We start from the raw sequence: 25,335 nt of genomic DNA, 5'->3' as shown, positions 1-25,335 counted from the left end.
ATGAGAGTGACATCCACCTACCGACTGCAGATGCGCGGCCCGGCCAGCGGCGAGGCGTTCACCTTCGCCGACGCCGAGGAACTGGTCGACTATTTCGCCGAACTGGGCGTCTCGCATCTGTACCTGTCCCCTATCCTCACCGCATCCGAAGGCTCCAGCCACGGGTACGACGTGACCGACCCGACCACGGTGTCTGCCGAACTCGGTGGGCCCGAAGGCTTTCGGAGCCTCGCCGAGAAAGCGCGGGAGGCGGGACTGGGCATTGTCGTTGATATCGTGCCGAACCACGTCGGCGTCGACGTCCCCAAGCAGAACCGGTGGTGGTGGGATGTCCTGACCCACGGACGCGAGTCGTCGTTCTCCTCGTACTTCGACATCGACTGGGCGCTGGATCCCGACGGCCGGATCGTGTTGCCCGTTCTGGGTTCCGACGACGATGTCGCCGACTTGGTCGTCGACGGTGACGTGCTGCGACTCGGCGACCTGCAGTACCCGATCAGTCCGGGCACCGGCACCGGCACCGGGTCGGAAGTGCATGACCGGCAGCACTACAAGTTGATCGGCTGGCGCAACGGCATCTGCGGCTATCGGCGCTTCTTCTCGATCACGTCCCTGGCGGGCCTGCGACAGGAGGACCGGGAGGTCTTCGACGCCACCCACGCCGAGGTCGGTCGCTGGTTCGCCGAGAACCTGGTCGATGGAATACGAATCGACCACCCGGACGGATTATCGGATCCCGCAGGCTATCTGGCGTGGCTGCGGGAACTCACCGGACCGGACGCCTGGATCGTCATCGAGAAGATCCTCGCCGTCGACGAGCCGCTGGACCCCAGCCTGCCCGTGGCGGGCACCACCGGGTACGACGTGCTGCGCGAGACGGGCGGCCTCTTCGTCGATCCCACCGGCACCGAATCGCTCACCGGCTTGGTCGAGTCGGCCGGAGTCGACTATTCGGCCACCCCGGAGATCGCTCGCGGACTCAAGGTCGCGGCTGTCACCGACACGCTCGCAAGCGAACTGCGACGGCTGTGCCGGGCGATCGTTGCGGCGACCGGCCGCGACCACCCCCGGCTTCCCGACGCGGTGGCCGCGCTGCTGAGCCATATCGGCGTGTACCGGTCGGACTACCTGACGCTGCCGTCGGTGTTGCCCGTCGCGATAGGCGAAACCACCTCCCGGCATCCGGAACTTGCGGAACCGCTGTCGCTTCTCGTGGCGGCGCAGACCGTGGGATCCGAGGTGAGTGTGCGACTGCAGCAACTGTGTGGTGCCGCAACGGCGAAGGCGATGGAGGACTGCCTGTTCTACCGCGACGCCCGGTTGGTGTCGCTCAACGAAGTCGGAGGCGAGCCAGAGCATTTCGGCGTGAGCGCAGCGGAGTTCCACCAACGCGCCGCCGACCGCGCGGCACTGTGGCCGACGGCGATGGCCACGCTGACCACCCACGACACCAAACGCGGTGAGGACGTCCGCGCCCGCATCGGCGTGCTCTCACAGGTTCCGTCCCTGTGGGGCGAACTCGTGCAGGGCTGGGAGCGCATCGCCCCGTCACCCGACGCCGTCACCGGACTCTTCCTGTGGCAGAACATCTTCGGGGTCTGGCCCACCGACGGAACGGTGAGCGCGGAGCTTCGGGACAGACTGCACGGTTACACGGAGAAGGCGATTCGTGAGGCTGCGCTGCAGACCACGTGGAACGATCCCGACGAGCAGTTCGAGACTGCGGTACACACCTGGCTCGACTCGGTGCTCGACGGCCCCGTCGCCTCGGAGCTGACCGCCACGGTGTCCCGACTCGACCAGCACGCGCGCGGCGACGCCCTCGGCCAGAAACTCATCGCGCTCACCGCCCCCGGTGTGCCCGACGTCTATCAGGGCACCGAACTCTGGGAGGACAGCCTGGTCGATCCGGACAACAGGCGTCCCGTCGACTACCCGGCCCGTCGCGACGCGCTCGCCGCCATGGAGCACCCGAAGATCAGCGTCGTCCGCGCGGCGCTGCAACTGCGGCGCGAGCGACCCGACACGTTCCTCGCCGGTGGGTACCGACCGGTGCCCGCCGAGGGCACCGCCGCCGAGCACATCGTGTCGTTCCGGCGAGGTGACGACGTGATGGTCGTTGCCAGTCGGTGGACCGTCCGGCTGGCCGACAGCGGCTGGGATGACACCACTTTGACCGTGCCCGAAGGAGAATGGACCGACGTGCTGACCGGTATCACCCATCGTGGTCAGACCCCTGCCGCAGAGCTGTTCGGAGAGCTGCCCGTCGCGCTGCTGGTGCGCGCCGATGCCTGAGCACGAATTCGCGGTGTGGGCGCCGCGGCCCGATCGTGTCCGGCTCGACGTCGGCGGTCACCTGCACCAGATGACCCGCGGCGAGGACGGATGGTGGCGGGCTGTCGTTGATGCCGCCCCGGATGCCCGTTATGGATTCGTCGTCGATGACAACCCCAAGGTGCTGCCGGACCCGCGCTCCGCGCGACAGCCCGATGGTGTGCACGAACGGTCCCAGTTGTGGCGTCCGACCGACGATGCGTGGTCCGACGGTGACTGGCGCGGGCGCTCCATCGAGGGCGGCGTCATCTACGAACTGCACACCGGAACGTTCACCGCCGAAGGCACATTCGACGCGGCGATCGGTAAGCTCGACTATCTGGTCGACCTCGGGGTCGACTTCGTCGAGGTGATGCCGGTGAACGCATTCGGCGGCACCCACGGGTGGGGTTACGACGGCGTGCTCTGGTACGCCGTGCACGAAACCTACGGCGGACCCGACGGGCTCATCCGGCTGATCGACGCGTGCCACGCCCGGGGTCTCGGCGTGCTGATCGACGCGGTGTTCAACCACCTCGGCCCGTCGGGCAACTATCTGCCCGAGTTCGGGCCGTATATGTCCGCGGGGAGCAACCCGTGGGGCGAGTCGATCAACATCGCCGACGCCGACGCCGACGAGGTGCGCCGCTACATCCTGGACTGCGCGCTGCGGTGGATGCGTGACTTCCACGCCGACGGCTTGCGACTCGACGCCGTTCACGCCCTGGTCGACACCACGGCCTATCCCATCCTCGAGGAGCTCTCCGCCGAAACCGATTCTCTGGCAACAAAAGTCGGCCGACCCCTGTCCCTGGTCGCGGAGAGCGACATGAACGACCCGAAGCTGATCACCCCACGCGATCGCGGCGGCCTCGGCATGACCGCGCAGTGGGACGACGATATCCACCACGCGATCCACTCGGCCGTGTCCGGCGAACGCCAGGGCTACTACGGCGATTTCGGGTCGCTGGAGACGTTGGCTCAGACGTTGCAGCACGGGTACTTCCACGCGGGCACCTATTCGTCGTTCCGACGCCGACGGCACGGAAGAGCACTGGACACCGCCACGATCCCGGCAACCCGTCTGTTGGCGTACACGCTGACCCACGACCAGGTCGGCAACCGGGCGATCGGTGACCGGCCCTCGCAGAACCTGACCACCGGCCAGCTCGCGATCAAAGCGGCCCTCGTCCTGGGCTCTCCGTACACGGCGATGCTCTTCATGGGCGAGGAATGGGCGTCGTCGTCGCCGTTCCAGTTCTTCAGCTCGCACCCCGAACCCGAGTTGGCCAGGGCGACCGCGGAAGGGCGCAAGAACGAGTTCGCCGAACACGGCTGGGATGCCGATGAGATTCCCGACCCGCAGGATCCTGCGACTTTCCACCGGTCGAAGCTGAACTGGGACGAGATCGGCGACGGCGATCACGCGCGACTGCACGCGTTCTACCGGGCGTTGATCGCGCTGCGCCGGGACGAGCCGGAGTTGGCCGATCCGTGGCTGGATCACCTGCGGGTGGAGTTCGACGATCATCGCCGCTGGTTCGTGATGCACCGTGGCGCAGTGTCGGTCGTGTGCAATCTCGGAGAGCAGCCCGTGGAAGTCCCGGTCACCGGGGAAGTTGTGCTGGCCTGGGATGAGCCGCAGACAGTCGGTGATACCACTCGGCTGGCCGGGCATTCTGTCGCACTTCTCCGCGCTGCCAACTAGCTGTCCACAGGTTTCTGCCCTGTGGAGAACGCTAGGCCAACGATGAGCCATTGGTGCTGGCCCTGGACAGGGCCGGCGAGATCCCGCCGCCGGAGATGAGAACCCTTGATGCCATTCATCTTTCGGCGGCGCTCGCGGCACCTGATCTTCGAGCGCTCGTCACTTATGACGCCCGATTGTCTGACGCGGCAAGGAATGCCGGGATCACCATCGTTGACCCCCGCTAGCAGGAGCAACTGAGCAGCTCAGGTCAGATAGCGGTAGGTGGGCGAGCCCGGCTCGAGGAGTTCGACATGGCATTCGGAGGTCTGCATCCGTGCGACCAGCCCCTCCAGATCCGATGCCAACCCCATCTCGATGCCGACCAACGCCTCGCCGGTCTCGCGGTTGTTGCGCTTGACGTACTCGAACAGCGTGATGTCGTCGTTGGGGCCGAGAACCTCGTCGAGGAACCGGCGCAAGGCGCCCGGTTCCTGCGGGAAGTCGACGAGGAAGTAGTGCTTCAGCCCCAGATGAACCAGCGACCGTTCGAGGACCTCCCCGTAGCGGGAGACATCATTGTTGCCACCCGAGATCAGGCAGACCACGGTGGATCCGGGCTGGATGTCGGCATCGAGCAGTGCGGCCACCGACAACGCGCCCGCAGGCTCGGCGATGATGCCCTCGTTCTGATAGAGGTCGAGCATCGCAGTGCACACCGCACCTTCGTCGACGGTGGTGATCGACACCATGTCACCGGCGGCCGACAGGGCCGCGAACGGCAGGGCGCCCACCCGTGCGACCGCGGCGCCGTCGACGAACTGGTCGACGTGGTCGAGCGTCACCGGGGCTCCGTTGGCCAGAGCGGCCACCAGCGCGGCGGCCCCGGCGGGCTCGACACCGAGCACCGACGTCGTGGTGGTGCGCTCCGCCAGATAGGTGGTGACGCCGCTGATGCAGCCGCCGCCGCCGACCGGAACGACCACCAGATCGGGTTCGGCGCCGAGTTGCTCCAGGATCTCCACCGCGATGGTGCCCTGCCCGGCCATCGTCCGCAGATCGTTGTACGGCGGCACGAGCGTGGCGCCGGTGCGCGCGACGTCGTCGAGAGCTGCTTCGGCCGCCATGTCGTACGTCTTGCCGCCGACGATCAACTCGATGAACTCGCCGCCGTGATACCTGATCCGATTGCGCTTCTGCTTCGGCGTCTTGGCCGGAACGTACACACGTCCGTGGATGCCCATCGACCGGCACGCCAGCGCGAACCCCTGGGCATGGTTGCCTGCAGAGGAACACACCACCCCGGCAGCCTTCTCCTCGGGGCTGAGCTGCATCAGCAGGTTGTAGGCACCGCGCAGCTTGTACGAGCGCACCGCCTGCAGATCCTCGCGCTTGAGGTAGACCCGTGCACCGGTGATCTCGGACAGCCGATCGATGAGTTGCAGCGGCGTCTTGGACACCACGTCGGAGATCCGCCCGGCGGCCTCGTCGATGTCTGCGGCGCGCAACGGCGCCGCAGTACCGATTCGGGCACCATCACTCAGCTCAGCGGACACCGCACCATGGTGCCACCGCGCGGCTCAACAGCAAAAATGGATTCTGTGGACCCGTTGGCGCGCGGCGTTCGGACTGCCCCGCGGGTGCGCCGCCGGCGCCCGGGCCGATAGGTAGCCAGACTAGTGAGAATCGCCCGGCCATAATCGGTGTTTCGGGTGGCCGAAACTTGGCTTGCGAGCTATCGTCACTACATGACCACCGCCGAACAGTTCCGGGACGAAGCAACCCGTCCGGCCTCGACGGTCTCGATCGCCGGCGTCCCGTGGCCCGCCTACAAGGTGGTCGCCCTGGTGGTCGGCCTGCTGGTGTTCGCGGTGGTCGCCGTGGTGACCACCGCCGCGGCTCCCGCAGTGCTCAGCGGTGCCGGGGTCGGCGCGGTGGTATGGCTCGTTCTGGGCTTCGCCGCCTCCACTGACTGACTTTTCGCCTCGGGCGGCGCAGCCGCATTCTGATTCTGATCGCATCGCACGGGCCGTCGGCATGCTCAGCTGACGCTACCCGGAGGTGCTCAACCGCCCAGGCACCCTGGTCCCAGCAGCGCCTTGAGGTCGCCCATCAGGGCCGAGGACGGGGTCACCCGCAGCGACTGGTCCAACTCCAGCGTGGTGATGCGCTCACCGCTGATCAACCGCAGATGCACCTGCGCCGTCCCGGGATGACGTGCCAGCACCTGCTTGAGGGCGCTGACCTTGTCCACCGTGCACTGTCGCGTCGGCAGGCTCACCGCAACCGGCCGATTGACCTGGGCGCTCGAGAAGTCCGGCACCACGAGTTCGTTGGCGATCAGCGAAATGCGATCGTCGCGGATGGCCACCTTGGCACCGACCAGAACGACGACGTCATCGGCGATCTCGGCGCCGAACATCGAGTAGGTCTGCGGGAAGAACAACACCTCGATACCGCCGGTGAGATCCTCCAATTGCGCCGACGCCCAAGGCAATCCATTCTTGTTGACCCGGCGGTTCACCGAGGCGAGGATTCCGCCGATACGCACCTGGGTCTCGTTGGCGACGTCGCCGGCCAGGATCGCCGGGATCGCGGTGTCGACCTGGGCGGCCAGCAGATGGGCGATGCCGTTGAGCGGGTGACCTGACACGTAGAGCCCGAGCATCTCACGCTCGAGGGCGAGCTTGTGCTTGTCCTCCCACTCCTCGTCGGGAACCTTGATGGTGAACACCGCATCCCTGCCTGCGCCGTCGTCGGAGCCACCGCCGAACAGGTCGAATTGCCCGATCGCCTCGGCTTTCTTGGTGCCCAGCACCGAGTCGACGGCGTCGGTGTGCACGAGGAACAGACCTTTGCGCGGGTGTCCGAGCGAGTCGAAGGCCCCTGCCTTGACCAGCGACTCGGTCACCTTCTTGTTGCAGGCAGCGATATCGATCTTGTTCAGATAGTCCGAGAAGTCGGTGTACTTGCCCTTCTCGGTACGGGTGTTCACCAGTGAGGCAACAACGTTGGCGCCGACATTGCGTACCGCGCCGAGCCCGAAGCGGATGTCGGTTCCGACCGAGGCGAAGTTGTGCGCCGACTCGTTCACGTCCGGCGGCAGCACTGTGATGCCCAGGCGGCGGCAGTCGGCGAGGTAGATCGCGGCCTTGTCCTTGTCGTCACCGACGGAGGTGAGCAGGCCCGCCATGTACTCGGCCGGATAGTTGGCCTTCAGGTACGCCGTCCAGTACGACACCAGGCCGTAACCGGCGGCGTGCGACTTGTTGAACGCGTAGTCGGCGAACGGCAACACCGTGTCCCACAACGCCTTGACGGCCGCCGCCGAGAAACCGTTGGCCTTCATCCCTTCGGAGAAGCCCTCGAACTCCTTCTCCAGGACCTCGCGCTTCTTCTTGCCCATGGCTTTCCGCAGGATGTCGGCTCGGGCGAGCGAGTAGCCGGCGACCTTCTGTGCGATGCGCATGATCTGCTCTTGGTAGACGATCAGGCCGTAGGTCTCGGCGAGGATCTCCCGCAGCGGTTCCTCGAGTTCCGGGTGGATCGGCTTGATCGCCTGGCGGTTGTTCTTGCGGTCGGCGTAATCGTTGTGGGCGTTCATGCCCATCGGACCGGGACGGTAGAGCGCGATGACCGCAACGACGTCCTCGAAGCCGGTGGGCTGCATGCGGCGCAGCAGGTCACGCATCGGGCCACCGTCGAGTTGGAACACCCCGAGGGTGTCACCGCGCCCGAGCAGTTCGTACGCCGCCGGATCGTCGAGCGGCACCGTGTCCAGGTCCAGGTCGATGCCGCGGTTGGCCTTGATGTTCTCCAGGCAGTCACCGATGATCGTCAGGTTGCGCAGCCCCAGGAAGTCCATCTTGAGCAGGCCGATGGCCTCACACGACGGATAGTCCCAGCCGGTGATGACCGCGCCGTCCTGCGGGCGCCGCCACAGCGGGATCGAATCGATGAGCGGCTCGGAGCTCATGATCACCGCACAGGCATGCACACCGGCGTTGCGCACCAGCCCCTCGAGGCCGCGGGCTGTCTCGTAGATGGTCCGCACATCCGGATCGGTGTCGATCAGACCGCGCACCTCGGCGGCTTCCTTGTACCGCTCGTGGTTGGGGTCGGTGATCCCCGACAGCGGGATGTCCTTGGCCATGATGGGCGGCGGCAACGCCTTGGTGATCCGGTCGGCGATCGCGAACCCGGGTTGTCCGTAGTTGACGCGCGCCGAATCCTTGAGCGCCGCTTTGGTCTTGATGGTGCCGAAGGTGATGACCTGGGCGACCCGGTCACTGCCCCACTTGTTGGCGGCGTACCGCAGCATCTCTCCGCGGCGGCGGTCGTCGAAGTCGATGTCGATGTCGGGCATCGACACCCGCTCGGGATTGAGGAACCGTTCGAACAGCAGGCCGTACGGGATCGGGTCGATGTTGGTGATGCCCATGGCGTAGGCGACCAACGAGCCGGCGGCCGACCCTCGGCCCGGCCCCACCCGGATGTCGACCGATCGGGCGTAGTTGATCAGGTCGGCGACGATCAGGAAGTAGGACGGATAACCCTTCTCGCAGATCACCTTGATCTCGAAGTCGGCCCGGTCCGTGTACTCCTGCGGCACGCTGGCCGGGAACCGGCGCTCCAGCCCGGCGGCGACCTCGTGCCGCAGCCATGTCTCCTGTGTGTGCCCTTCGGGCACCGGGAAGATCGGCATCCGGTCGCGGGGCGCCCACACATCGGAGTAGGACTGCACCCGCTCGGCGATGAGCAGCGTCGAATCACAGGCTCCGGGCACGTTGTCGTCCCACAGCGCGCGCATCTCGGCGGCGGACTTGAGGAAGTAGCCGTCACCGTCGAACTTGAATCGGGTGGGATCCGACAGGGTCTTGCCGGTCTGCACGCACAGCAGCGCCTCGTGGTTGCGGGACGCATCGCGGGTGACGTAGTGGCAGTCGTTGGTCGCCAGCGGCGGGATGCCCAGTTTCCTCCCGACCTCGATGAGCCCCTCGCGGACCCGGCGTTCGATGTCGAGGCCGTGGTCCATCAGTTCCAGGAAGAAATTGTCCGGCCCGAAGATCTCCCGCCACTTGGCGGCAGCCTCCAGCGCCTCGCGCTCGTGGCCCAGGCGCAACCGGGTCTGCACCTCACCGGACGGGCAGCCGGTGGTGGCGATGATGCCCTCGGCGTGTTCGGCGATGATCTCGGCGTCCATGCGCGACCACTTGCCGAGCTGGCCCTCGAACGAGGCCAGCGAGGACAGCTTGAACAGATTGCGCAGCCCGGTGGCGTTCTCGGCGACCATCGTCATGTGGGTGTACGACCCGCTGCCGGAGACGTCGTCGCTCTTCTGGCCCGGGTCGCCCCACAGCACGCGCTTGGTCTCGAAGCGCGACGCCGGGGCGATGTAGGCCTCCACGCCGATGATCGGCTTGATGCCCACTTCGGTCGCCTTGGTGTAGAACTCGCTGGCGCCGAACATGTTTCCGTGATCGGTCATCCCCACGGCGGGCATGTCCAGCCGCTGGGCCTCGGCCAGCATCGGGCTGATCTTCGCGGCGCCATCCAGCATCGAGTACTCGGTGTGGTTGTGCAGGTGAACAAAAGACCCTGAGGACCGCAAGTCTGAACCGCTCATAGGGACGCCAGTCTATGACCGGCCACCGACAGCGCTCGGCGTGTCGGGGTGCGTGTCTCAGCCAGTTCGGTTCACGCGTCGACGGGAGCTGCGACACGCGCGCCCAGCAACCCGTTGTCGAACACATCCAGCAATTGCCTGGCAATCGCCGGAGACTCGCCGGCATCGACGAAGCCGGCGTGAAATCCCATGCCCCAGAACAATGCCGACAGCATGTCGGCCACGGCACGAGGGTCCATGTCGGGTGCCAATTCACCGTGGGCGATCGCCTGCACCACGATCGACTGGTAGAAACCGTGCACCGTGGCCACCACGGCGTCGGCCGCGTCGTGGCGGTGCCTGTCACGCTGGTGTTCGAGCCGCGCGGCCACCAGGAACCGCATGGTCGCCTCGTCGGTGCCCAGCAATTGCTGCATCGCCTCGATGAACACCGCCATCTGCTGCCGAAGCCCCACTTCGCGTTGCGCGGCGACCGCACATTCGGCTACCAGCGTGTAGGTCTGCCTGAGCAGGATCTCGTACACCTGCTCGCGGGTGGCGAAGTAATAGTGCAACGTAGGGCGGCTCACCCCCGCGCGGAGCGCGATCTGCTGGAACGTCGTTGCGCGGTAACCGCGTTCGGCGATGACCAGGCGGGCTGCGTCGAGGATGCGCAGACGCGTCGCCTCGGAGTCGGCGCCAACCGGGCGACCACGTCCTCGAACTCGGGACCGGTCCGCCGGCTCGCTGTCCACGAGCAAACGTTATGGCATTGCTGACAGTGGGTCAATCGGTAGTCTTGCAAATTTTTACACCGTTGACGGTTCGGTTCTGCGTCCGACACGCGCGCGACGCACCGCATCAACCGTGAACACCCCGAGCGCCAGCCAGATCAATCCGAACCCCAACCACCTCGCGGGCGGCATCGGTTCGTGGCCGACCAGGACCCCCCACGTCAACTGCATCGCCGGTGTCATGTAGAACAGCAGCCCCAGGGACACCATCGCCAGGCGCTGCGCAGCGGCGGCGAACAGCAACAGCGGCAGCGCCGTGAGCACACCCGCGAGAACCATCAGGACGACGTGCCCGATTCCGTGGCCGGTGAAGGTGCCCTCTCCCGTCACCTGCAGGAACCCCACATAGGCCAGCGCGAACGGGGCCGCGATCGCCGCTTCGATCCCGACGCTGACCCGCGGGTCGGTCGGCACCAACTTCTTGACCGCGCCGTAGAGGCCGAACGACAGCGCCAGGCCGAGGCCGATCACCGGCGGGGATCCCACGTTGACCGTCAGGACCACCACCGCGCTGACTGCGATCAGTAGCGCCACAAGCTGCCAGGCGTTCAACTTCTCCCGGAAGATCAGCAATCCGAGCGCGATCGACACCAGCGGGTTGATGAAGTAGCCGAGCGCGGCGTCGACGACGTGACCGTTGTTGACGGCGTAGACGTAGATCACCCAGTTGACCGAGATGAGTGCTGCCGCCGCGGTCAGCAGCAGCCAGACACGTCCGCTGATGGCCTTGAGGTCACCGAACCGTCTGACCGCGGCGACGACCACCAGCATGAGCAGGAAGCTCCAGATGATCCGGTGGGCCAGCACCTCGACCGCGCCCGCCGGCTTCAGCAGCGGGAAGAACGCCGGAAACAGCCCCCACATGCCGTAGGCGCCGACACCGAAGAGCAGCCCGGACCTCACCGGTGCTGATCGCGCAGTACGTCCAGCGCGTGCTGCAGGTCGGCCGGATACGGACTGGTGATCTCGACACGCCTCCCGTCAGCCGGATGAGCGAATGCCAGAGATCTGGCGTGAAGCCACTGCCGCTCCAGCTCAAGCCTTTTCGCCAGGGTTGGATCGGCACCGTAGGTGAGGTCACCGCAGCACGGGTGGTGCAGCGCGGCAAAATGGACCCGGATCTGGTGGGTGCGCCCGGTCTGCAGTTCGACGTCGAGCAGGCTTGCGGCCTGGTGGGCCTCCACCGTGTCGTAGTGGGTGATGCTGTTCCTCCCACCTTCGACGACGGCGAACTTCCAGTCGTGCCCACGGTGGCGGCCGATGGGCGCGTCGATGGTTCCGCTGCTCGGGTCGGGATGACCTTGAACCAGGGCGTGGTAGCGCTTCTCGACGGTGCGCTGTTTGAATGCCCGCTTGAGTACCGTGTACGCCCGCTCCGAGAGGGCGACGACCATCACTCCGGACGTGCCGACATCGAGTCGGTGCACGATCCCCTGGCGTTCGTGGATCCCCGAGGTGCTGATCCGGAAGCCCGCAGCTGCCAAGCCTCCGAGCACCGTCGGCCCGTGCCAGCCGACGGTGGCGTGCGCCGCCACCCCCGGGGGCTTGTCGACGGCGACGATGTCGTCGTCGGAGTACAGGATCGACATGCCCTCGATGTCGACCGGCGTGTTCTCCACCGCTGCGGGCGCCTCGGGTAGCCGCACTTCCAGCCACGCGCCCGCGGTCAGCTTGTCGGACTTGCCTGCACGGGCACCGTCGAGTTCGACTCCGCCGTCCTCGGCCAGCGCTGCGGCCGCGGTGCGCGACAGGCCGAGGAGCCGGGCCAGTCCGGCGTCGACACGCATGCCGGCGAGACCTTCGGGAACCGGCATGGAACGGGTGGTCATCTGTCTCCGGTTTCGGCGTCCGGCTTGCGCCTGCCATTGGTGTCGAAGTCGAAACCGAACAGCGACAGCACGACCAGCAGGATCGCCCCACCCACGACCGAGGGGTCGGCCACGTTGAACACCGGCCACCATCCGATGGACAGGAAGTCCACCACGTGGCCGCGCAGCGGCCCCGGTGAGCGGAAGAAGCGGTCCACGAGGTTGCCCATCGCGCCGCCGAGGATCATGCCGAGGCCGATCGCCCACCACGGGGACACCAGACGACGGCCCATCCAGATGATCCCGAACACCACCCCGGTCGCGACCAGGGTGAGCACCCAGGTGTAGCCGGTCGCCATCGAGAAGGCCGCCCCGGAGTTCCGAACCAATGTCCACGTCACGGTGTCGCCGATGATCGAGACCGGCTGACCGGGTGTCAGCAGCCGGACGGCCAGCACCTTGGTGACGATGTCGAGGACCAGAATCACCGCCGCGACAGTGAGCAGGAGGCGCAGCTGTCGCCGGGGCTTGGCCTCCGCCGGCTCGGCGGGCTCGCCACCGGTGGCGGGCTCGACCGGGCTCGATGATTCATCAGTCACGCCCCCATCCTCTCAAAGCATCGGTGGGGAACAATTCCACCCATGCCTCGTCTCGTCGTCATAGCCACCGGTGGGACGATCTCGACAAGCGCGGGCGCCGACGGCGTCAAACGTCCCTCCCGCACCGGAGCCGACCTCACGGAGGGCTTGGACGTCGAGGTCATCGATGTGATGTCGGTGGACAGCTCGCAACTCACCCCACCTGATTGGGACCGGATCGCCGCCGCCGTGCGCTCGGTGGCCGCCGACGCCGACGGCATCGTCGTCACGCACGGCACCGACACGATGGAAGAGACAGCGCTGTGGCTCGAGCTCACCTATGACGGCGCGACGCCCGTCATCCTGACCGGCGCCCAACGCAGCGCCGACGCACCCGACTCCGATGGACCGTCGAACCTACGTGAAGCGCTCGCCGTCGCGGCCGACCTGCGCGCCCGCGACGTCGGTGTGGCCGTGAGCTTCGCCGGCGCGGTGTTCGAGCCCCTCGGCCTGCACAAGGTGGCCACCGCCGACCTCCAGGGCTTCGTCGGCCGCCCTCTGGGGCCGGTGAAGGACCGGCCCTTCCTGGGCGAACTCGCAGCCGCCGACGCACCTCGGGTGGACATCGTCGTCGCCTACCCGGGCGCCGACACCGTCGCACTCGACGCCTTCGTCGCCGCCGGCGCCCGCGGCATCGTGCTGGAGGCGCTGGGTTCGGGCAACGCCGGAACCGCCCTCATCGACGGGGTGGGTCGACACCGACGCAACGGGGTTGCGGTCGCGGTGTCGACGCGCGTGCCCGATGGCCGGGTCAGCCCCGGTTACGGGCCGGGACGCGCTCTGAAGGACACCGGCGCGTTCGTCGTGCCGCGGCTTCGGCCCCCGCAGGCGCGGGTGCTGCTGATGGCCGCCCTGGCCGCAGATCTGCCCGCCGAGGACGTCTTCCAGCGCTGGGGCTGAACCTCCACTACGGCGTGCTCTGGTGACGGGCGATCTCCTCCACGAAGTCCGGCCAGTCCAGACTGTCCACCGGGTTGGCGTGGGTCACCTCGGGGTCGGCGGCCGCGAAAGTGCGCACCGGCCCGGGTCCGGTGGCCCGGGTCTCGAAGCGCACCGTCATGACGCCGTGTCCGGCGCCCTGGATCCATCCGTGACCGTGGAAGGTGTGGACGACATCGTCACCGACCCGCCATGCCGGCAGCACCGGGTCGCCATCGGCCGGCGGTTGCGATGACCCGGTGTGTGACACCTCTTCGGTGGCCATCAGCTCCAGATCGGGGAACAGCGACTCCTGTTGGACGTCGGAGAGACCGGAGAAGCCGACGCCGACGAGGCGGATGGGACCGATCTCCACCGGATCGAGGAGGAGTCGGCGGGCGGTGGCATTCAGCGTCGCGGCGTCGGTGGTCGCATAAGGCAGCGTCGCCGACCTGGTCAGCGTGCTCATATCGGACTTCTTCATCTTGACGATGACGGTTCGGGCGCCGCGGCCGTCCTTGAGCAGCCGCCGGTGAGCATGCTCGCCGATGGGCACCGCCGCCTCGCGCAGCTGATCGAGCGTGATCAGGTCCGTGGCGAACGTGGACTCGGCACTGATCTGCTTGGCCGGCGAATTCTCGGCGACCGGACGATCGTCGATCCCGCGCGCCAACCGGTGAAGCGCCGGTCCGACCGTCGGCCCCAGGATGTTCGCGACCTCCGAGTGCGACAGCGCCGCGAAACCGCCGATGGTGTCGATGCCCAGGCGGTGCAGCTTCTCCTCGGCCACCGGCCCGATACCCCACAGCTTGCGGACCGGCAGACCGTCGAGCAGCGGGTGTTCCTGATCGCGGGCGATGACGGTGATGCCGTCGGGTTTGGCCAGGCCCGAAGCGATCTTGGCGATCTGCTTGCCCGATCCCGCGCCGACGGACGCGACGAGCCCGGTGACCGCTGCCACCTCGGCGCGGAGTGCTTCGCAGAACGACGCCACCTCCGACGCCGATGCCCCGGCCAGTTCGAGGGGTTCGCCGAACGCTTCGTCGAACGACAGCTGTTCGAGGACCGGCACCCTGGTGCGTACGGTCTCGAAGACCCGGCGGCTGGCCAGTCCGTAAACGACGCCGCGCGGCGGCAGCACCACCGCGCCCGCCCCGACCAACCGGCGCGCCTGATGCATCGGCATCGCCGACCGGGCACCGAAGACCCGGGCCTGATAGCTGGCACCTGCCACCACGCCGCGTCCGCCCAGACCGCCGACGAGCACCGGCCGCCCCCGCAGGGTGGGCCGGGTCAGCTGCTCGACAGATGCGAAGAACGCATCCATGTCCAGGTGCAGCACCCATCGCGCGGCCACACTCGCCGATGCTAGGCGGTGCGGGGCTAGCGTGACCTGCATGGCACACACCCCGAACGCCGAGGCGTCCGACGTTCCGATCCGGGACACCTCGATCCGGCTCGGACAATTCCTCAAACTGGCGGGCCTCATCGATTCGGGGGCCGACGCGAAGTCCGTGATCGCCGACGGTCTGGTCAGCGTCAACGGTGACGTCGACACCCGGCGCGGCAGGCAGCTCCGCCCCGGCGATGTGGTGGTGTACTCCGGCCGGGGTGCCCGCGTCACCGACGGCTGAGTCACGCCTTGGAGATCGCCACCCGCACGCCGTCACCGATTGTCGTGCCCTCGGCAGGATCGCCGAACTCGAAGCTCGTCGCCAGGATTTCGCCCGCGATCAGATCGCGGTGGGTGCGCGCCCACGCCTCTTGCTCCGCGGGCACCGACATCACCACCGAAATCCGGTCGGACACCTCGAGTCCCGTCGTCTTCCGCAGCTCCTGCAGCTCACGGATGCGATCCTTGGCCCAGCCTTCGGCCTCCAGTTCGGGGGTGACGGTCCCGTCCAGCACCACCAGACCCGCTCCGTCAGCCAGCGCAGCCGTCCAGTCGGGGTCGGCCGCGACGAGTTTGGCGCTGAACTCCTCGGGCTGCAGCACCGCCGGGCCCGCGGTGAGCGTGCCGTCTGCGTTGAGGACCCCCTGCCCAGCCTTCACTGCCTTGATCGCCGCCTGGACGTCCTTGCCGATACGGGGCCCTGCGACCCGCGCGTTCACGGCGAGCTCGAAGCGCCCGTGCGCGTCGATGTCGTCGCTGAGCTCAACCGATTTCACGTTGAGTTCGTCGGCGATCAGATCTCGATAGGGCTCGAGCCGCTGCGGATCATCAACAGCCACAGTCAGTTTCGCCAGGGGCAGGCGAACCCGCAGTTTCTTGGCCTTGCGCAGTGAGGATCCCGTCGAGGCCACCTCGCGCACCAGGTCCATGTCGGCCACCAGTTCGGGGTCGGCAGGCAGCGAGCCGGCCTCGGGCCAGTCGGTCAGGTGAACCGACCGCTCGCCGGTGAGCCCGCGCCAGATCACCTCGGAGATCAGCGGGAGCAGCGGCGCGGCCAGTCGGCTGGTCACCTCGAGCACGGTGTGCAGCGTGTCGATAGCGTCGGGATCCTCCTCCCAGAACCGCGAACGTGACCGCCGCACATACCAGTTCGTCAGCGCCTCGGTGAACTGGCGCAGCTGGTCACACGCAACGGAGATGTCGCAGGTGTCCAGCGACAGGGTCAGGCTGTCGCGCAGGGCGGCAAGCTTGGCCAGGATGTAGCGGTCCAGCACATGGGCGGAGTCGGTGCGCCAGACACCCTTCTTCGGTGCGTACAGGGTCAGGAACGTGTACGAGTTCCACAGCGGCAGCAGCACCTGCCGCACCCCTTCGCGGATGCCCTGCTCGGTGACCACGAGGTTGCCGCCCCGCAGGATCGGCGAGGCCATCAGGAACCAGCGCATCGCATCGGAGCCGTCCCGGTCGAACACCTCGGTGACGTCGGGGTAGTTGCGCAGCGACTTGCTCATCTTCTGCCCGTCGTTGCCCAGCACGATGCCGTGCGACACGCAGGTCCGGAAAGCCGGCTTGTCGAACAGTGCGGTCGCCAGGATGTGCAGCGTGTAGAACCAGCCGCGGGTCTGTCCGATGTACTCGACGATGAAGTCGCCCGGGAAGTGCGCCTCCACCGCCCCACCAGCGGCCTCTTCCCCCGAGCCGTCGAACCATTCCCGATTCTCGAACGGGTAGTGCACCTGGGCGTAGGGCATCGACCCGGAGTCGAACCACACGTCGAGCACGTCCTCGATCCGCCGCATCGTCGATGCGCCGGTCGGGTCGTCGGGGTTCGGCCGGGTCAGTTCGTCGATGTACGGCCGGTGCAGGTTGTCCGGCCGTACCCCGAAGTCGCGCTCCAGCTCGTCGAGGCTGCCGTACACATCGATGCGCGGATAGGCCGGATCGTCTGACTTCCACACCGGAATCGGGGTGCCCCAGTAACGGTTTCGCGAGATGGACCAGTCGCGCGCGCCCTGCAGCCACTTACCGAACTGCCCGTCCTTGACGTGGTCGGGGTACCAGGTGATCTCCTGGTTGAGCTCCACCATGCGGTCGCGGATCTTGGTGACCCTGATGAACCAGGACGACACCGCCCGATAGATCAACGGGTTCCGGCAGCGCCAGCAGTGTGGGTAGGAGTGCTCGTAGCTGTCGTGGCGCACCAACACCGCGCCGTTGGCCTGCGCGGCCCGACTCTGGTTCTTCAGATCGCGGATGATCTGCGGGTTGGCGTCGAACACGTGCTGGCCCGAATAGTCGGGAACGGTGGCGTCGAACCGCCCTCTGGCGTCAACCGGGGTGACGGCCTCGATGTCGGCGGCCTGCGCGGTCTCCATGTCGTCCTCGCCGTAGGCAGGTGCCATGTGCACCAGGCCGGTTCCATCCTCGGTGCTGACGAAGTCCGCAGGCAGCACCTGGAAGGCGTTGGGCGAATCCATGAAGTACGGGAACGGGGGAACGTAGTGGACGCCGAGCAAGTCCCGGCCCGCGAGGGAGGCCACGACCTGCGGCTCCTCCCCCAGTTCGCGGGCGTAGGCACCGAGGCGGGCCGCAGCCAACACGTAGCGACGCCCGTCGGGCGCGGCGACGACGACGTACTCGACCCCGGGGTTGACCGCGACGGCCTGGTTGGACGGCAGTGTCCACGGAGTCGTCGTCCAGATGAGCAGATACGCGCCCACAAGATCGACTGCGCCGTCGACGGGGCCCCGGTCGATGCGGAAGCCCACGGTCAGAGCCGGGTCCTGACGGCTCTGGTAGACGTCGTCGTCCATCCGCAGTTCGTGGCTCGACAGCGGCGTCTCGTCGTTCCAGCAGTACGGCAGTACCCGGTTGCCCTCGTAGGCCAGGTCCTTGTCCCACAGCTCCTTGAACGCCCAGATCACCGACTCCATGAAGCCGAGATCAAATGTCTTGTAGTCGTTGTCGAAGTCGACCCAGCGTGCCTGACGAGTGACATAGGAGCGCCACTCGTCGGCGTACTTGAGCACCGATTCCCGGCAGGCGTCGTTGAACTTCTCGATGCCCATCTGCTCGATCTGGGCCTTGTCGGTGATGCCGAGTTGGCGCTGCACCTCCAATTCGGCCGGTAGTCCGTGGGTGTCCCATCCGAAGCGGCGTTCGACCTTGTATCCGCGCATGGTGCGGTAGCGCGGCACGATGTCCTTGACGTACCCCGTGAGCAGATGCCCGTAGTGCGGCAGCCCGTTGGCGAAGGGCGGCCCGTCGTAGAACACGTACTCGGGTGCGCCGTCGCGGCGTTCGATGCTCGCGCGGAAGGTGTCGTCGCCCGCCCAGTACTCGAGAACGTCGACTTCGAGGGCAGGGAATCTGGGTGCCCCGGCGGCAGGCTTCGGGTAGGCGGTCACGTGCGTGTCTCCTGTGCCAGATGTCGTTCAGGCACGGGGACGACGTCGCGCCGGTGCGCGAGAGCCGCGGTACCACCCCGCTTGCGCACCTGAGATGCGCCGCTCGTAGTGAGGCGATGACGGGCCCGCCCGTTCGGTTCTACTGGGCGTCGCGGGCCCGAAACCACCGGCCGCAGCGCTGTTCTTCCGAAAGCTCCCCGGTGATGGCCGGATCGACGCTTGTGGCCCGAAGTCTAGCGGGCCTACCGGTCAGGCCGGAATCACAGTGGCGCAGCCGCGTCCGACGTGATCTCGATCAGGGCGAGCGGGAACTGCTCGGCCAACTCCTCGATGCTGTAGGCGTCGAATCTGGTGGCGTCGTAGCGCCAGTCGAGCCGGAGCTGCCCGCCTGCACGGCGCACCCGCAGTTCGAGCAGGTGACTTCCGGCGGCATCGTCGACGTCGGCCGCCACATTCAACAGCACTTCGGCCGTGGCGGTCGGCGTGCCCGGCGCCGCAGCAAGCGCGGTGTGGGCGCCCTGGAGCATCTCGGTGGGGCCCATCGCGGGAACGTCGGAGCAGATCAACGACACGGTGTGGAACAGCCACCGGTGCTCGCCTGTGACATCGACGGCCACCGCACCTTCGCCGCGGGCCCGGCCGATCGCCCGGCCGAGCGCAGCGAGAAGCACCTCGTCACCACTGACGCCCAGCCATTCAGCGGCGCCGTCGAGTTCCTCTGCCAATTCGCTCGTCGGCGGCAGACTCACAATCTCGAATCGCGACTCGGCGCATTCTGCGGCGGGGTGATCAACCACCTGCAGCGTTGCCGGAACCGAATTGACCAAGGGCCTGACCTCGTCGGCCATGTAAGGAGCGACCATGCGGCTAACCGTACAGCGAATGTCCCAGAATTGGGAGACCAGTCCCAAAACCGTGACGGCTGTGTCAATAAAGGTCGTGTCTTCTGTTTGCCGGCAGGGGCTGCCCTTGTGCGGGAATTCGGTTTATTGTGTCCTGGTGCCACGTACCGACGAGAACGGCAGACAACTGAAGGCCCTGCTCGATTACCTCCTCGACGGAGAGATCGATGCCAAGGACCTGTTCGACGCTCTCGGCGTGTCCAGCAGCACCTACTACCGGCGGATCAAGGAGAGCGACTACCCGAACGCCGAGGAGCTGCGCCGGGTGGCCGATCGCTTCGATCTGAGCTACCCCGACCTGCAGATCCAGTTCGGGTTGATGAGCCGTCAAGAAGTGTGGAACTACGTACGCGCGGCCGAGTCGGTCGAGTCCGGGGTGGCGACCCTGCAGCAGACCACCGTCAAGGCACCCGTGCAGCACAGGCCCAAGCTGTCCGAGCTGACACCCCGTCTCGACGCGCCACCCCTCTAGGAACACCGCATGGCTCTGGCAACACTCATCGCGATCACACTTCTGTGCATCGTGTGGAGTCTGTGGATTCGGCGTGTCACCTGGTCGTGCCGCTGGGAGGTCGCCGCCACCCTCAACATCGCGCTCCAGGGAGTGGCGGTGCTGCTGATGTCGCCGCTGGCCTCGGAGACCCTCGGCGTCTGGCTGCACTCCCTGACCGGGAAGTGGAACCTCGAGGACTACCTCGGTCACGACGCCTACATCGTGGCCGCCTCCGCCGTCGTCTACAACGCTCTGGGCCGGCTCGAACACGACCACGCGATGCACCGCCGGTTCAAGCAGTTCGTCGAACGGCCCGCCACCGTGTGCATTCCGCTGCTGCTGGCGGCGTTCTGGCTCGGCAACGGCGCCGCGATCTACCGCCCCGACTTCTTCGACGTGCCCACCGACCTCTGGCTCAACGCCTACTGGTTGCTGCTCTGCGGCATGCTGATCTACCTGCTCGGATACGGATCACGAGCCCTACTGGTCCTGCGCGCCGATCCGCGGTCCCGACAGATCGCCAACATCTATCTCGTGGCGTGCGCGATGGGCATCCTGGCGTGCGTCGTGCGCATCGTCACCGCGTTCGTCCCGCCGTTGCAGACCGTTCAGGGCAGCACGGTGGTGTGGGTCTTCGCCTGTGCCTGTGGCGCCGGCTTCGCGCTGACCTCGGCGTACTCGTGGCGGATCAGGACAAAATGGTTCAGCCGTACACCCAGCTGAACCGCTGATCAGACACTTTGTCTCAGATCGCCGTCCGGGTGAGATCGGTGAACGGCGAGCCGAACTCCCGCACCGCCCGGTAACCGTTCTTGCGGGCCTGCGTCGCTCCCCGGCGGATCAACGCCGCGGTCGCGACGAAACCCGCCTGGTCGGTGACGACCAGAGGCGTCAGCAGCCGGTTGTGGACGTAACCGAAGCCCAGTCCGCTCTGCGGGTCGGCCCACCCCAGTGACCCGCCGAGCCCCACATGTCCGAACCCGGGCAGCACCCCGGGAAACGGCAGTCCGTGATACCCGAGATGGAATGCCAGCGGCATGACCATGGTGTGGTCGGGTCGCAGGCTCGGCCGCCCGACCAGGGCAGCGGCCGTCTCGCTCGACAGGTACTGCGTGCCGTCGATGCGCCCGCCGTTGGCGATGGCGCCGTACATGCGCGCCAGCGCACGGGCGGTCGCCACGCCGTTGGCCGCGGGAATCTCGCTGTCGAGCATCGGGGTGTCGCCCTGCACGAAGGCCTTGACCCCGGGGAAGTACATCGCGCCGAAGCCGGCGGAGAACGGCAGCGCGGCCAACCGGGGTGCCACCAGGTTGAAGAACGGATTCTGCAGAGCACTCTGCGGACCGATGATCTGGGCGGCGTGCGTCGGCGCCTGGGCGGGAGGCCGGCCGAGATGCAATCCGTCGGTGTTCAGCGGCGCAGCGACCTCGGTGCGGATCAGTTCACGCATCCCCTTGCCGGTGACCCCGCGCGCCAACCCGGACAGCAGCCACCCGAAGGTCAACGCGTGGTAGGCGGGCCGTCCGTGAAGCCAGCTGAGGGGTGCCGCGGCGAGCCGTTCCTCCATCCGCAGGTGATCCATCAGATCACCCTTGACCGCCCCGTTGAGCTGCGACAGACCTGCCCGGTGACGCAACGCGTCACGCACGGTGATCTTCGACTTGCCGTTCGCACCGAAGGCGGGCCAGTACTCGGCGACAGGCGCGTCGTAGTCGATCAGGCCACGGTCGGCCAGTCGGTGGATGACCGTCGCCGCCACCCCCTTGGTCGCCGAGAACACCATGGTGCCGGTGTCGGCGTTCCAGTGGCGCTGACCCTTGCGGTCCGACCAGCCGGTCCAGATGTCGACGACAGGCTCGCCGTCGAGGTACACCGAGAGGGCTCCGCCGCCCAGCCGGCGCCACGGGAACATCTGCGCGAAGGCACGCACGGCGCAGAGGAAGTTCTCGTCGGCGGCGCCCTGGACTCCGCGCGGCAGGGCTGCGCCGTCGACACCGTGTGGGAGCGCCGCGCTGCGTTCCCAGTCATTGACTGCGGTCACAATGATTTGAATTTACTCCGGCACGCGGCAAAGAAACCGGGAGTTACCGATTCGTTAACCGACGACCTTCGAAGGGTTGTCCGCGGCGTCGAGGATCTGCTGCGCAGCAAGCGTCGGAGTCAGTTCGCCGTCGCGCACCTGACGCTCGACATCGGCGCGGATCTCGCGCACCCCGGGGCTGGAGAGCACCCGGTCGAGGACCGTGTCGCGGACCATCGACCACGTCCATTCCACCTGCTGCCGACGCCGACGGGCGTCGAACTCACCTGCCTCGGTGAGCACGTCACGATGCCGGAGCACCGTCTCCCAGAGCTCCGTCAACCCCGACCCGTGGAGCGCACTCATCGTCAGAACCGGTGGCCGCCAGAGAGTCTCACGCGGATAGATCAGACGGATCGCGCCTGCCAGCTCCCGTGCGGCGGCCTTCGCCTCCACGGCGTGCTCACCGTCGGCCTTGTTCACCACGACGATGTCGGCGAGTTCGAGCACGCCCTTCTTGATTCCCTGCAACTGGTCGCCGGTCCGCGCGAGGGTGAGGAACACGAACGTGTCCACCATGTTGGCAACCGCCACCTCGGACTGGCCGACTCCCACCGTCTCCACCAGGATCACGTCGTAACCGGCGGCCTCCAGCAACACGATCGTCTCGCGTGTCGCCCTCGCGACGCCGCCGAGGGTCCCCGAGGTCGGCGAGGGGCGGATGTAGGCGTCGTCGTGAACGGCCAACCGTGCCATCCGCGTCTTGTCGCCGAGGATCGAGCCGCCGGTGCGGGTCGACGACGGATCGACCGCGAGCACCGCAACCCGGTGCCCCTGCTCGATGAGGTACATCCCGAGCGCCTCGATGCTGGTCGACTTGCCCACCCCGGGCACGCCCGTGATGCCTACGTGTAGCGCGCTGCCGGCATCCTTAATCAGCTCCAGCAGGAGTTCCTGGGCCTGCTGGCGGTGATCTGCCCGTGTGGACTCGACCAGCGTGATCGCCCTCGCCAGCGCCGAACGGTCCCCCTCCCGGACCGCTGCCGCCACCTCACCGATCGGTTGGCTCATCTAGTTGAGCGTGTAACCGAGGCGTTCGGCGAGCTTGCCCAGTAGCCCGATCGCCGCATCGGCGATGACGGTGCCCGGCGGGAAGATCGCCGTCGCGCCCGCGGCGTACAACTCGTCGAAATCACCCGGGGGGATCACACCGCCGACCACGATCATGATGTCGGGTCTGTTGACCTCGGCGAGAGCGTCCCGCAGCGCCGGCACCAGCGTCAGGTGCCCGGCCGCCAATGAGGACACCCCGACGACGTGCACGTCGTTGTCGGCCGCCTGCCGGGCCACCTCCTCCGGCGTCGAGAACAGCGAACCGACGTCGACGTCGAAACCGATGTCCGCGAAGGCCGTCGCGATCACCTTCTGCCCGCGGTCGTGCCCGTCCTGCCCCATCTTGGCCACCAGGATCCTGGGTCGCCGGCCGTCGGCCTCGGCGAACTTCTCGACGAGTTCGGTCGCACCGCTGACATTGCTGGCCATGCCCACCTCGTCTCGGTACACCCCGGCGATCGTCCGGATCTCTGCCTGGTGGCGCCCGTAGACCTTCTCCAGCGCATCGGAGATCTCCCCCACCGTCGCCTTGGCGCGCGCCGCGGCGATCGCCAACGCCAGCAGGTTGTTGCCCAGCCCGTCCTCACCGGCCGGACCGGAAGCGGCTGCCGCACGGGTCAATTCGGCCAGCGCCGCCTGCGTCGCGGCATCGTCGCGGTCGGCCCGCAGGGCTTCGAGCTTGGCGATCTGCTCGGCACGCACCCGGCTGTTCTCGACCTTGAGCACCTCGATCTCGTGGTCCTCGTCGACCTGGTACTTGTTCACCCCGATCACCGTCTGCTGTCCGGAGTCGATCCGCGCCTGGGTGCGCGCGGCGGCCTCCTCGATGCGCAGCTTCGGTATGCCCGCGTCGATGGCCTGGGCCATGCCACCGTGTTCGGCGATCTCCTTGATGTGTGCGCGTGCCCGCTCCGCCAACCGGTAGGTCAGCCACTCCACGTAGTACGAGCCGCCCCACGGGTCGATCGGCCGGGTGGTGCCCGATTCCTGCTGCAGCAGCAACTGGGTGTTGCGCGCGATGCGAGCCGAGAAATCGGTCGGCAGCGCCAGCGCCTCGTCGAGCGCGTTGGTGTGCAGCGACTGAGTGTGGCCCTGGGTCGCGGCCATCGCCTCGACGCAGGTCCGTGCGACGTTGTTGAACGCGTCCTGAGCCGTCAGCGACCATCCCGAGGTCTGCGAATGGGTGCGCAATGACCTGGATTTTGGGCTTTGGGTTCCGAATTCACCGACCAGTTCGCTCCACAGAAGCCGGCCGGCCCGCAGCTTGGCGACCTCCATGAAGAAGTTCATCCCGATGCCCCAGAAGAACGACAGCCGCGGGGCGAACTTGTCGATGTCCAGGCCGGCGTCCAGACCCGCCTTGAGGTATTCGACCCCGTCGGCGAGCGTGTAGCCCAACTCCAGATCGGCTGTCGCACCGGCCTCCTGGATGTGGTATCCGGAGATGGAGATCGAGTTGTACTTCGGCATCTTCACGCTGGTGTATCCGAAGATGTCGGAGATGATCCGCATCGACGGCTTCGGCGGGTAGATGTAGGTGTTGCGGACCATGAACTCTTTGAGGATGTCGTTCTGGATCGTGCCCGCGAGCTTCTCCGGTGCCACGCCCTGCTCCTCGGCGGCCGCGACGTACAACGCCAGGATCGGCAGCACCGCACCGTTCATCGTCATCGACACCGAGACGGCGGACAGGTCGATCCCGTCGAACAACTGGCGCATGTCGAGGATCGAATCGATGGCCACGCCGGCCATCCCGACATCGCCGGCCACGCGCGGGTGGTCCGAGTCGTAGCCGCGGTGGGTGGCGAGGTCGAAAGCCACCGACAGGCCCTTCTGACCGGCGGCCAGGTTGCGCCGGTAGAACGCGTTGGATTCAGCGGCGGTCGAGAACCCCGCGTACTGGCGGATCGTCCAGGGCTGGTTGACGTACATCGTCGGGTACGGCCCGCGCACGTACGGCGGCTCGCCGGGCAGGCTGCCCAGTGGATACCCCTCGGCGACGACCTCGTCGCGATCGGCCGCGATGTAGACGGGTTTGACATCGATGCCCTCGGGAGTGGCCCAGTCGAGTTGGTCGGGGGTGTATCCGTGGGCGGCAGCGGCCGCCGACACCTGCTCGACGACGTCCGCCGGTGTCGGTGCTGTCACTTCCCGCTCGGCGTGAAGCGGTATGTCGGCGAAGCTACCGATCGCACCGGCCTCGGAGGTCGCAGCCGGCTTGCCGGCGACATCGGACGCGGTCAT

The 25,335-nt window shown here is 67.2% G+C and carries 20 protein-coding genes; 8 read left to right on the top strand and 12 right to left on the bottom strand.

Features of this window, described 5'->3' with window-relative positions; all coding sequences use genetic code 11:
- Genes treY through ABDC78_RS13520 form a run of 3 tightly spaced genes read left to right on the top strand, consistent with a single transcriptional unit; the run spans position 1 to position 4,248 of the window.
- Positions 1-2,295, top strand: a complete 2,295-nt coding sequence (gene treY, locus ABDC78_RS13530) for a malto-oligosyltrehalose synthase (RefSeq protein ID WP_178359211.1) — start codon at positions 1-3, stop codon at positions 2,293-2,295.
- A complete protein-coding gene (gene treZ / locus ABDC78_RS13525; RefSeq protein WP_178359210.1) occupies positions 2,288-4,021 on the top strand; it encodes a malto-oligosyltrehalose trehalohydrolase in 1,734 nt (577 codons plus the stop codon). Before treY ends, treZ begins: the two co-directional genes overlap by 8 nt.
- A 53-nt stretch (positions 4,022-4,074) precedes the next feature.
- Positions 4,075-4,248, top strand: coding sequence for a hypothetical protein (locus tag ABDC78_RS13520; protein ID WP_178359209.1), 174 nt, complete (start codon positions 4,075-4,077; stop codon positions 4,246-4,248).
- 18 nt (positions 4,249-4,266) lie between these two features.
- On the opposite strand, the gene ilvA is transcribed toward ABDC78_RS13520, so the two are convergent.
- Positions 4,267-5,556 (bottom strand): threonine ammonia-lyase IlvA, encoded by a 1,290-nt coding sequence (gene ilvA, locus ABDC78_RS13515; protein ID WP_178359208.1) that lies wholly within the window; start codon positions 5,554-5,556, stop codon positions 4,267-4,269.
- A gap of 192 nt (positions 5,557-5,748) precedes the next feature.
- On the opposite strand from ilvA, the gene ABDC78_RS13510 reads away from it, so the two are divergent.
- Positions 5,749-5,976: a hypothetical protein gene (locus tag ABDC78_RS13510; RefSeq protein WP_178359207.1), complete on the top strand. Its 228-nt coding sequence runs from the start codon at positions 5,749-5,751 to the stop codon at positions 5,974-5,976.
- A gap of 89 nt (positions 5,977-6,065) precedes the next feature.
- Here ABDC78_RS13510 and dnaE read toward each other — a convergent pair whose 3' ends face one another.
- From dnaE to lspA, 5 genes are all read right to left on the bottom strand, one after another.
- Positions 6,066-9,626 (bottom strand): DNA polymerase III subunit alpha, encoded by a 3,561-nt coding sequence (gene dnaE, locus ABDC78_RS13505; protein ID WP_178359206.1) that lies wholly within the window; start codon positions 9,624-9,626, stop codon positions 6,066-6,068.
- 71 nt (positions 9,627-9,697) lie between these two features.
- On the bottom strand, positions 9,698-10,360 hold the full coding sequence (locus ABDC78_RS13500; protein WP_178359205.1) for a TetR/AcrR family transcriptional regulator: 663 nt from the start codon (positions 10,358-10,360) through the stop codon (positions 9,698-9,700).
- Between the two features lie 54 nt (positions 10,361-10,414).
- Entirely contained in the window at positions 10,415-11,302 is an 888-nt protein-coding gene (gene rarD / locus ABDC78_RS13495; RefSeq protein ID WP_178359204.1) for an EamA family transporter RarD, read from the bottom strand.
- The gene (locus tag ABDC78_RS13490; protein ID WP_178359203.1) at positions 11,299-12,228 is read right to left on the bottom strand and encodes an RluA family pseudouridine synthase; all 930 of its coding nucleotides are present in this window, start codon (positions 12,226-12,228) and stop codon (positions 11,299-11,301) included. The genes rarD and ABDC78_RS13490 overlap by 4 nt, the downstream gene beginning before the upstream one ends.
- Positions 12,225-12,806, bottom strand: a complete 582-nt coding sequence (gene lspA / locus ABDC78_RS13485; RefSeq protein WP_178359202.1) for a signal peptidase II — start codon at positions 12,804-12,806, stop codon at positions 12,225-12,227. The genes ABDC78_RS13490 and lspA overlap by 4 nt, the downstream gene beginning before the upstream one ends.
- 42 nt (positions 12,807-12,848) lie before the next feature.
- Here lspA and ABDC78_RS13480 point away from each other — a divergent pair, with 42 nt between their 5' ends.
- Positions 12,849-13,745: an asparaginase gene (locus ABDC78_RS13480; protein ID WP_178359201.1), complete on the top strand. Its 897-nt coding sequence runs from the start codon at positions 12,849-12,851 to the stop codon at positions 13,743-13,745.
- A 7-nt stretch (positions 13,746-13,752) separates the two neighbouring features.
- Here ABDC78_RS13480 and ABDC78_RS13475 read toward each other — a convergent pair whose 3' ends face one another.
- Positions 13,753-15,120, bottom strand: a complete 1,368-nt coding sequence (locus ABDC78_RS13475; protein WP_178359200.1) for a DNA polymerase IV — start codon at positions 15,118-15,120, stop codon at positions 13,753-13,755.
- Between the two features lie 40 nt (positions 15,121-15,160).
- On the opposite strand from ABDC78_RS13475, the gene ABDC78_RS13470 reads away from it, so the two are divergent.
- Positions 15,161-15,397 carry an RNA-binding S4 domain-containing protein gene (locus tag ABDC78_RS13470; RefSeq protein WP_178359199.1) on the top strand — a complete coding sequence of 79 codons (237 nt, stop codon included), beginning with the start codon at positions 15,161-15,163 and terminating at the stop codon, positions 15,395-15,397.
- A 1-nt stretch (position 15,398) separates the two neighbouring features.
- Here the strand turns inward: ABDC78_RS13470 and ileS are convergent, their stop codons facing one another.
- Positions 15,399-18,563, bottom strand: a complete 3,165-nt coding sequence (ileS, locus tag ABDC78_RS13465) for an isoleucine--tRNA ligase (protein WP_178359198.1) — start codon at positions 18,561-18,563, stop codon at positions 15,399-15,401.
- A gap of 260 nt (positions 18,564-18,823) precedes the next feature.
- Complete coding sequence (locus ABDC78_RS13460) at positions 18,824-19,426, bottom strand: hypothetical protein (RefSeq protein WP_178359197.1); 603 nt, start codon at positions 19,424-19,426, stop codon at positions 18,824-18,826.
- 136 nt (positions 19,427-19,562) lie between these two features.
- Between ABDC78_RS13460 and ABDC78_RS13455 the strand changes: the two genes are divergently transcribed.
- Both ABDC78_RS13455 and ABDC78_RS13450 read left to right on the top strand, forming a co-directional pair.
- Positions 19,563-19,937 carry a helix-turn-helix transcriptional regulator gene (locus ABDC78_RS13455; protein WP_178359196.1) on the top strand — a complete coding sequence of 125 codons (375 nt, stop codon included), beginning with the start codon at positions 19,563-19,565 and terminating at the stop codon, positions 19,935-19,937.
- A gap of 9 nt (positions 19,938-19,946) precedes the next feature.
- The gene (locus ABDC78_RS13450; protein ID WP_178359195.1) at positions 19,947-20,681 is read left to right on the top strand and encodes a hypothetical protein; all 735 of its coding nucleotides are present in this window, start codon (positions 19,947-19,949) and stop codon (positions 20,679-20,681) included.
- A gap of 22 nt (positions 20,682-20,703) precedes the next feature.
- Here the strand turns inward: ABDC78_RS13450 and ABDC78_RS13445 are convergent, their stop codons facing one another.
- From ABDC78_RS13445 to scpA, 3 genes are read right to left on the bottom strand one after another with little or no spacing between them, the layout of a single operon-like run.
- A complete protein-coding gene (locus ABDC78_RS13445; protein ID WP_178359194.1) occupies positions 20,704-21,999 on the bottom strand; it encodes a serine hydrolase domain-containing protein in 1,296 nt (431 codons plus the stop codon).
- A 54-nt stretch (positions 22,000-22,053) separates the two neighbouring features.
- Entirely contained in the window at positions 22,054-23,049 is a 996-nt protein-coding gene (gene meaB, locus ABDC78_RS13440) for a methylmalonyl Co-A mutase-associated GTPase MeaB (protein WP_178359193.1), read from the bottom strand.
- Positions 23,050-25,335, bottom strand: a complete 2,286-nt coding sequence (scpA, locus tag ABDC78_RS13435) for a methylmalonyl-CoA mutase (RefSeq protein ID WP_178359192.1) — start codon at positions 25,333-25,335, stop codon at positions 23,050-23,052.

Origin of the sequence: Mycobacterium sp. DL (assembly GCF_039729195.1) — a bacterium.
GTDB lineage: Bacteria > Actinomycetota > Actinomycetes > Mycobacteriales > Mycobacteriaceae > Mycobacterium > Mycobacterium hippocampi_A.
This window is presented reverse-complemented; position numbering and strand designations above follow the sequence as displayed.

Coding starts and splice junctions, on each gene's coding strand:
- ABDC78_RS13480 (WP_178359201.1), top strand. CDS start 12,849: ATGCCTCGTCTCGTCGTCATAGCCACCGGTGGGACGATCTCGACAAGC.
- dnaE (WP_178359206.1), bottom strand. CDS start 9,626: ATGAGCGGTTCAGACTTGCGGTCCTCAGGGTCTTTTGTTCACCTGCAC.
- treZ (WP_178359210.1), top strand. CDS start 2,288: ATGCCTGAGCACGAATTCGCGGTGTGGGCGCCGCGGCCCGATCGTGTC.
- scpA (WP_178359192.1), bottom strand. CDS start 25,335: ATGACCGCGTCCGATGTCGCCGGCAAGCCGGCTGCGACCTCCGAGGCC.
- ABDC78_RS13450 (WP_178359195.1), top strand. CDS start 19,947: ATGGCTCTGGCAACACTCATCGCGATCACACTTCTGTGCATCGTGTGG.
- ABDC78_RS13510 (WP_178359207.1), top strand. CDS start 5,749: ATGACCACCGCCGAACAGTTCCGGGACGAAGCAACCCGTCCGGCCTCG.
- ABDC78_RS13460 (WP_178359197.1), bottom strand. CDS start 19,426: ATGGTCGCTCCTTACATGGCCGACGAGGTCAGGCCCTTGGTCAATTCG.
- meaB (WP_178359193.1), bottom strand. CDS start 23,049: ATGAGCCAACCGATCGGTGAGGTGGCGGCAGCGGTCCGGGAGGGGGAC.
- ABDC78_RS13490 (WP_178359203.1), bottom strand. CDS start 12,228: ATGACCACCCGTTCCATGCCGGTTCCCGAAGGTCTCGCCGGCATGCGT.
- treY (WP_178359211.1), top strand. CDS start 1: ATGAGAGTGACATCCACCTACCGACTGCAGATGCGCGGCCCGGCCAGC.
- ABDC78_RS13470 (WP_178359199.1), top strand. CDS start 15,161: ATGGCACACACCCCGAACGCCGAGGCGTCCGACGTTCCGATCCGGGAC.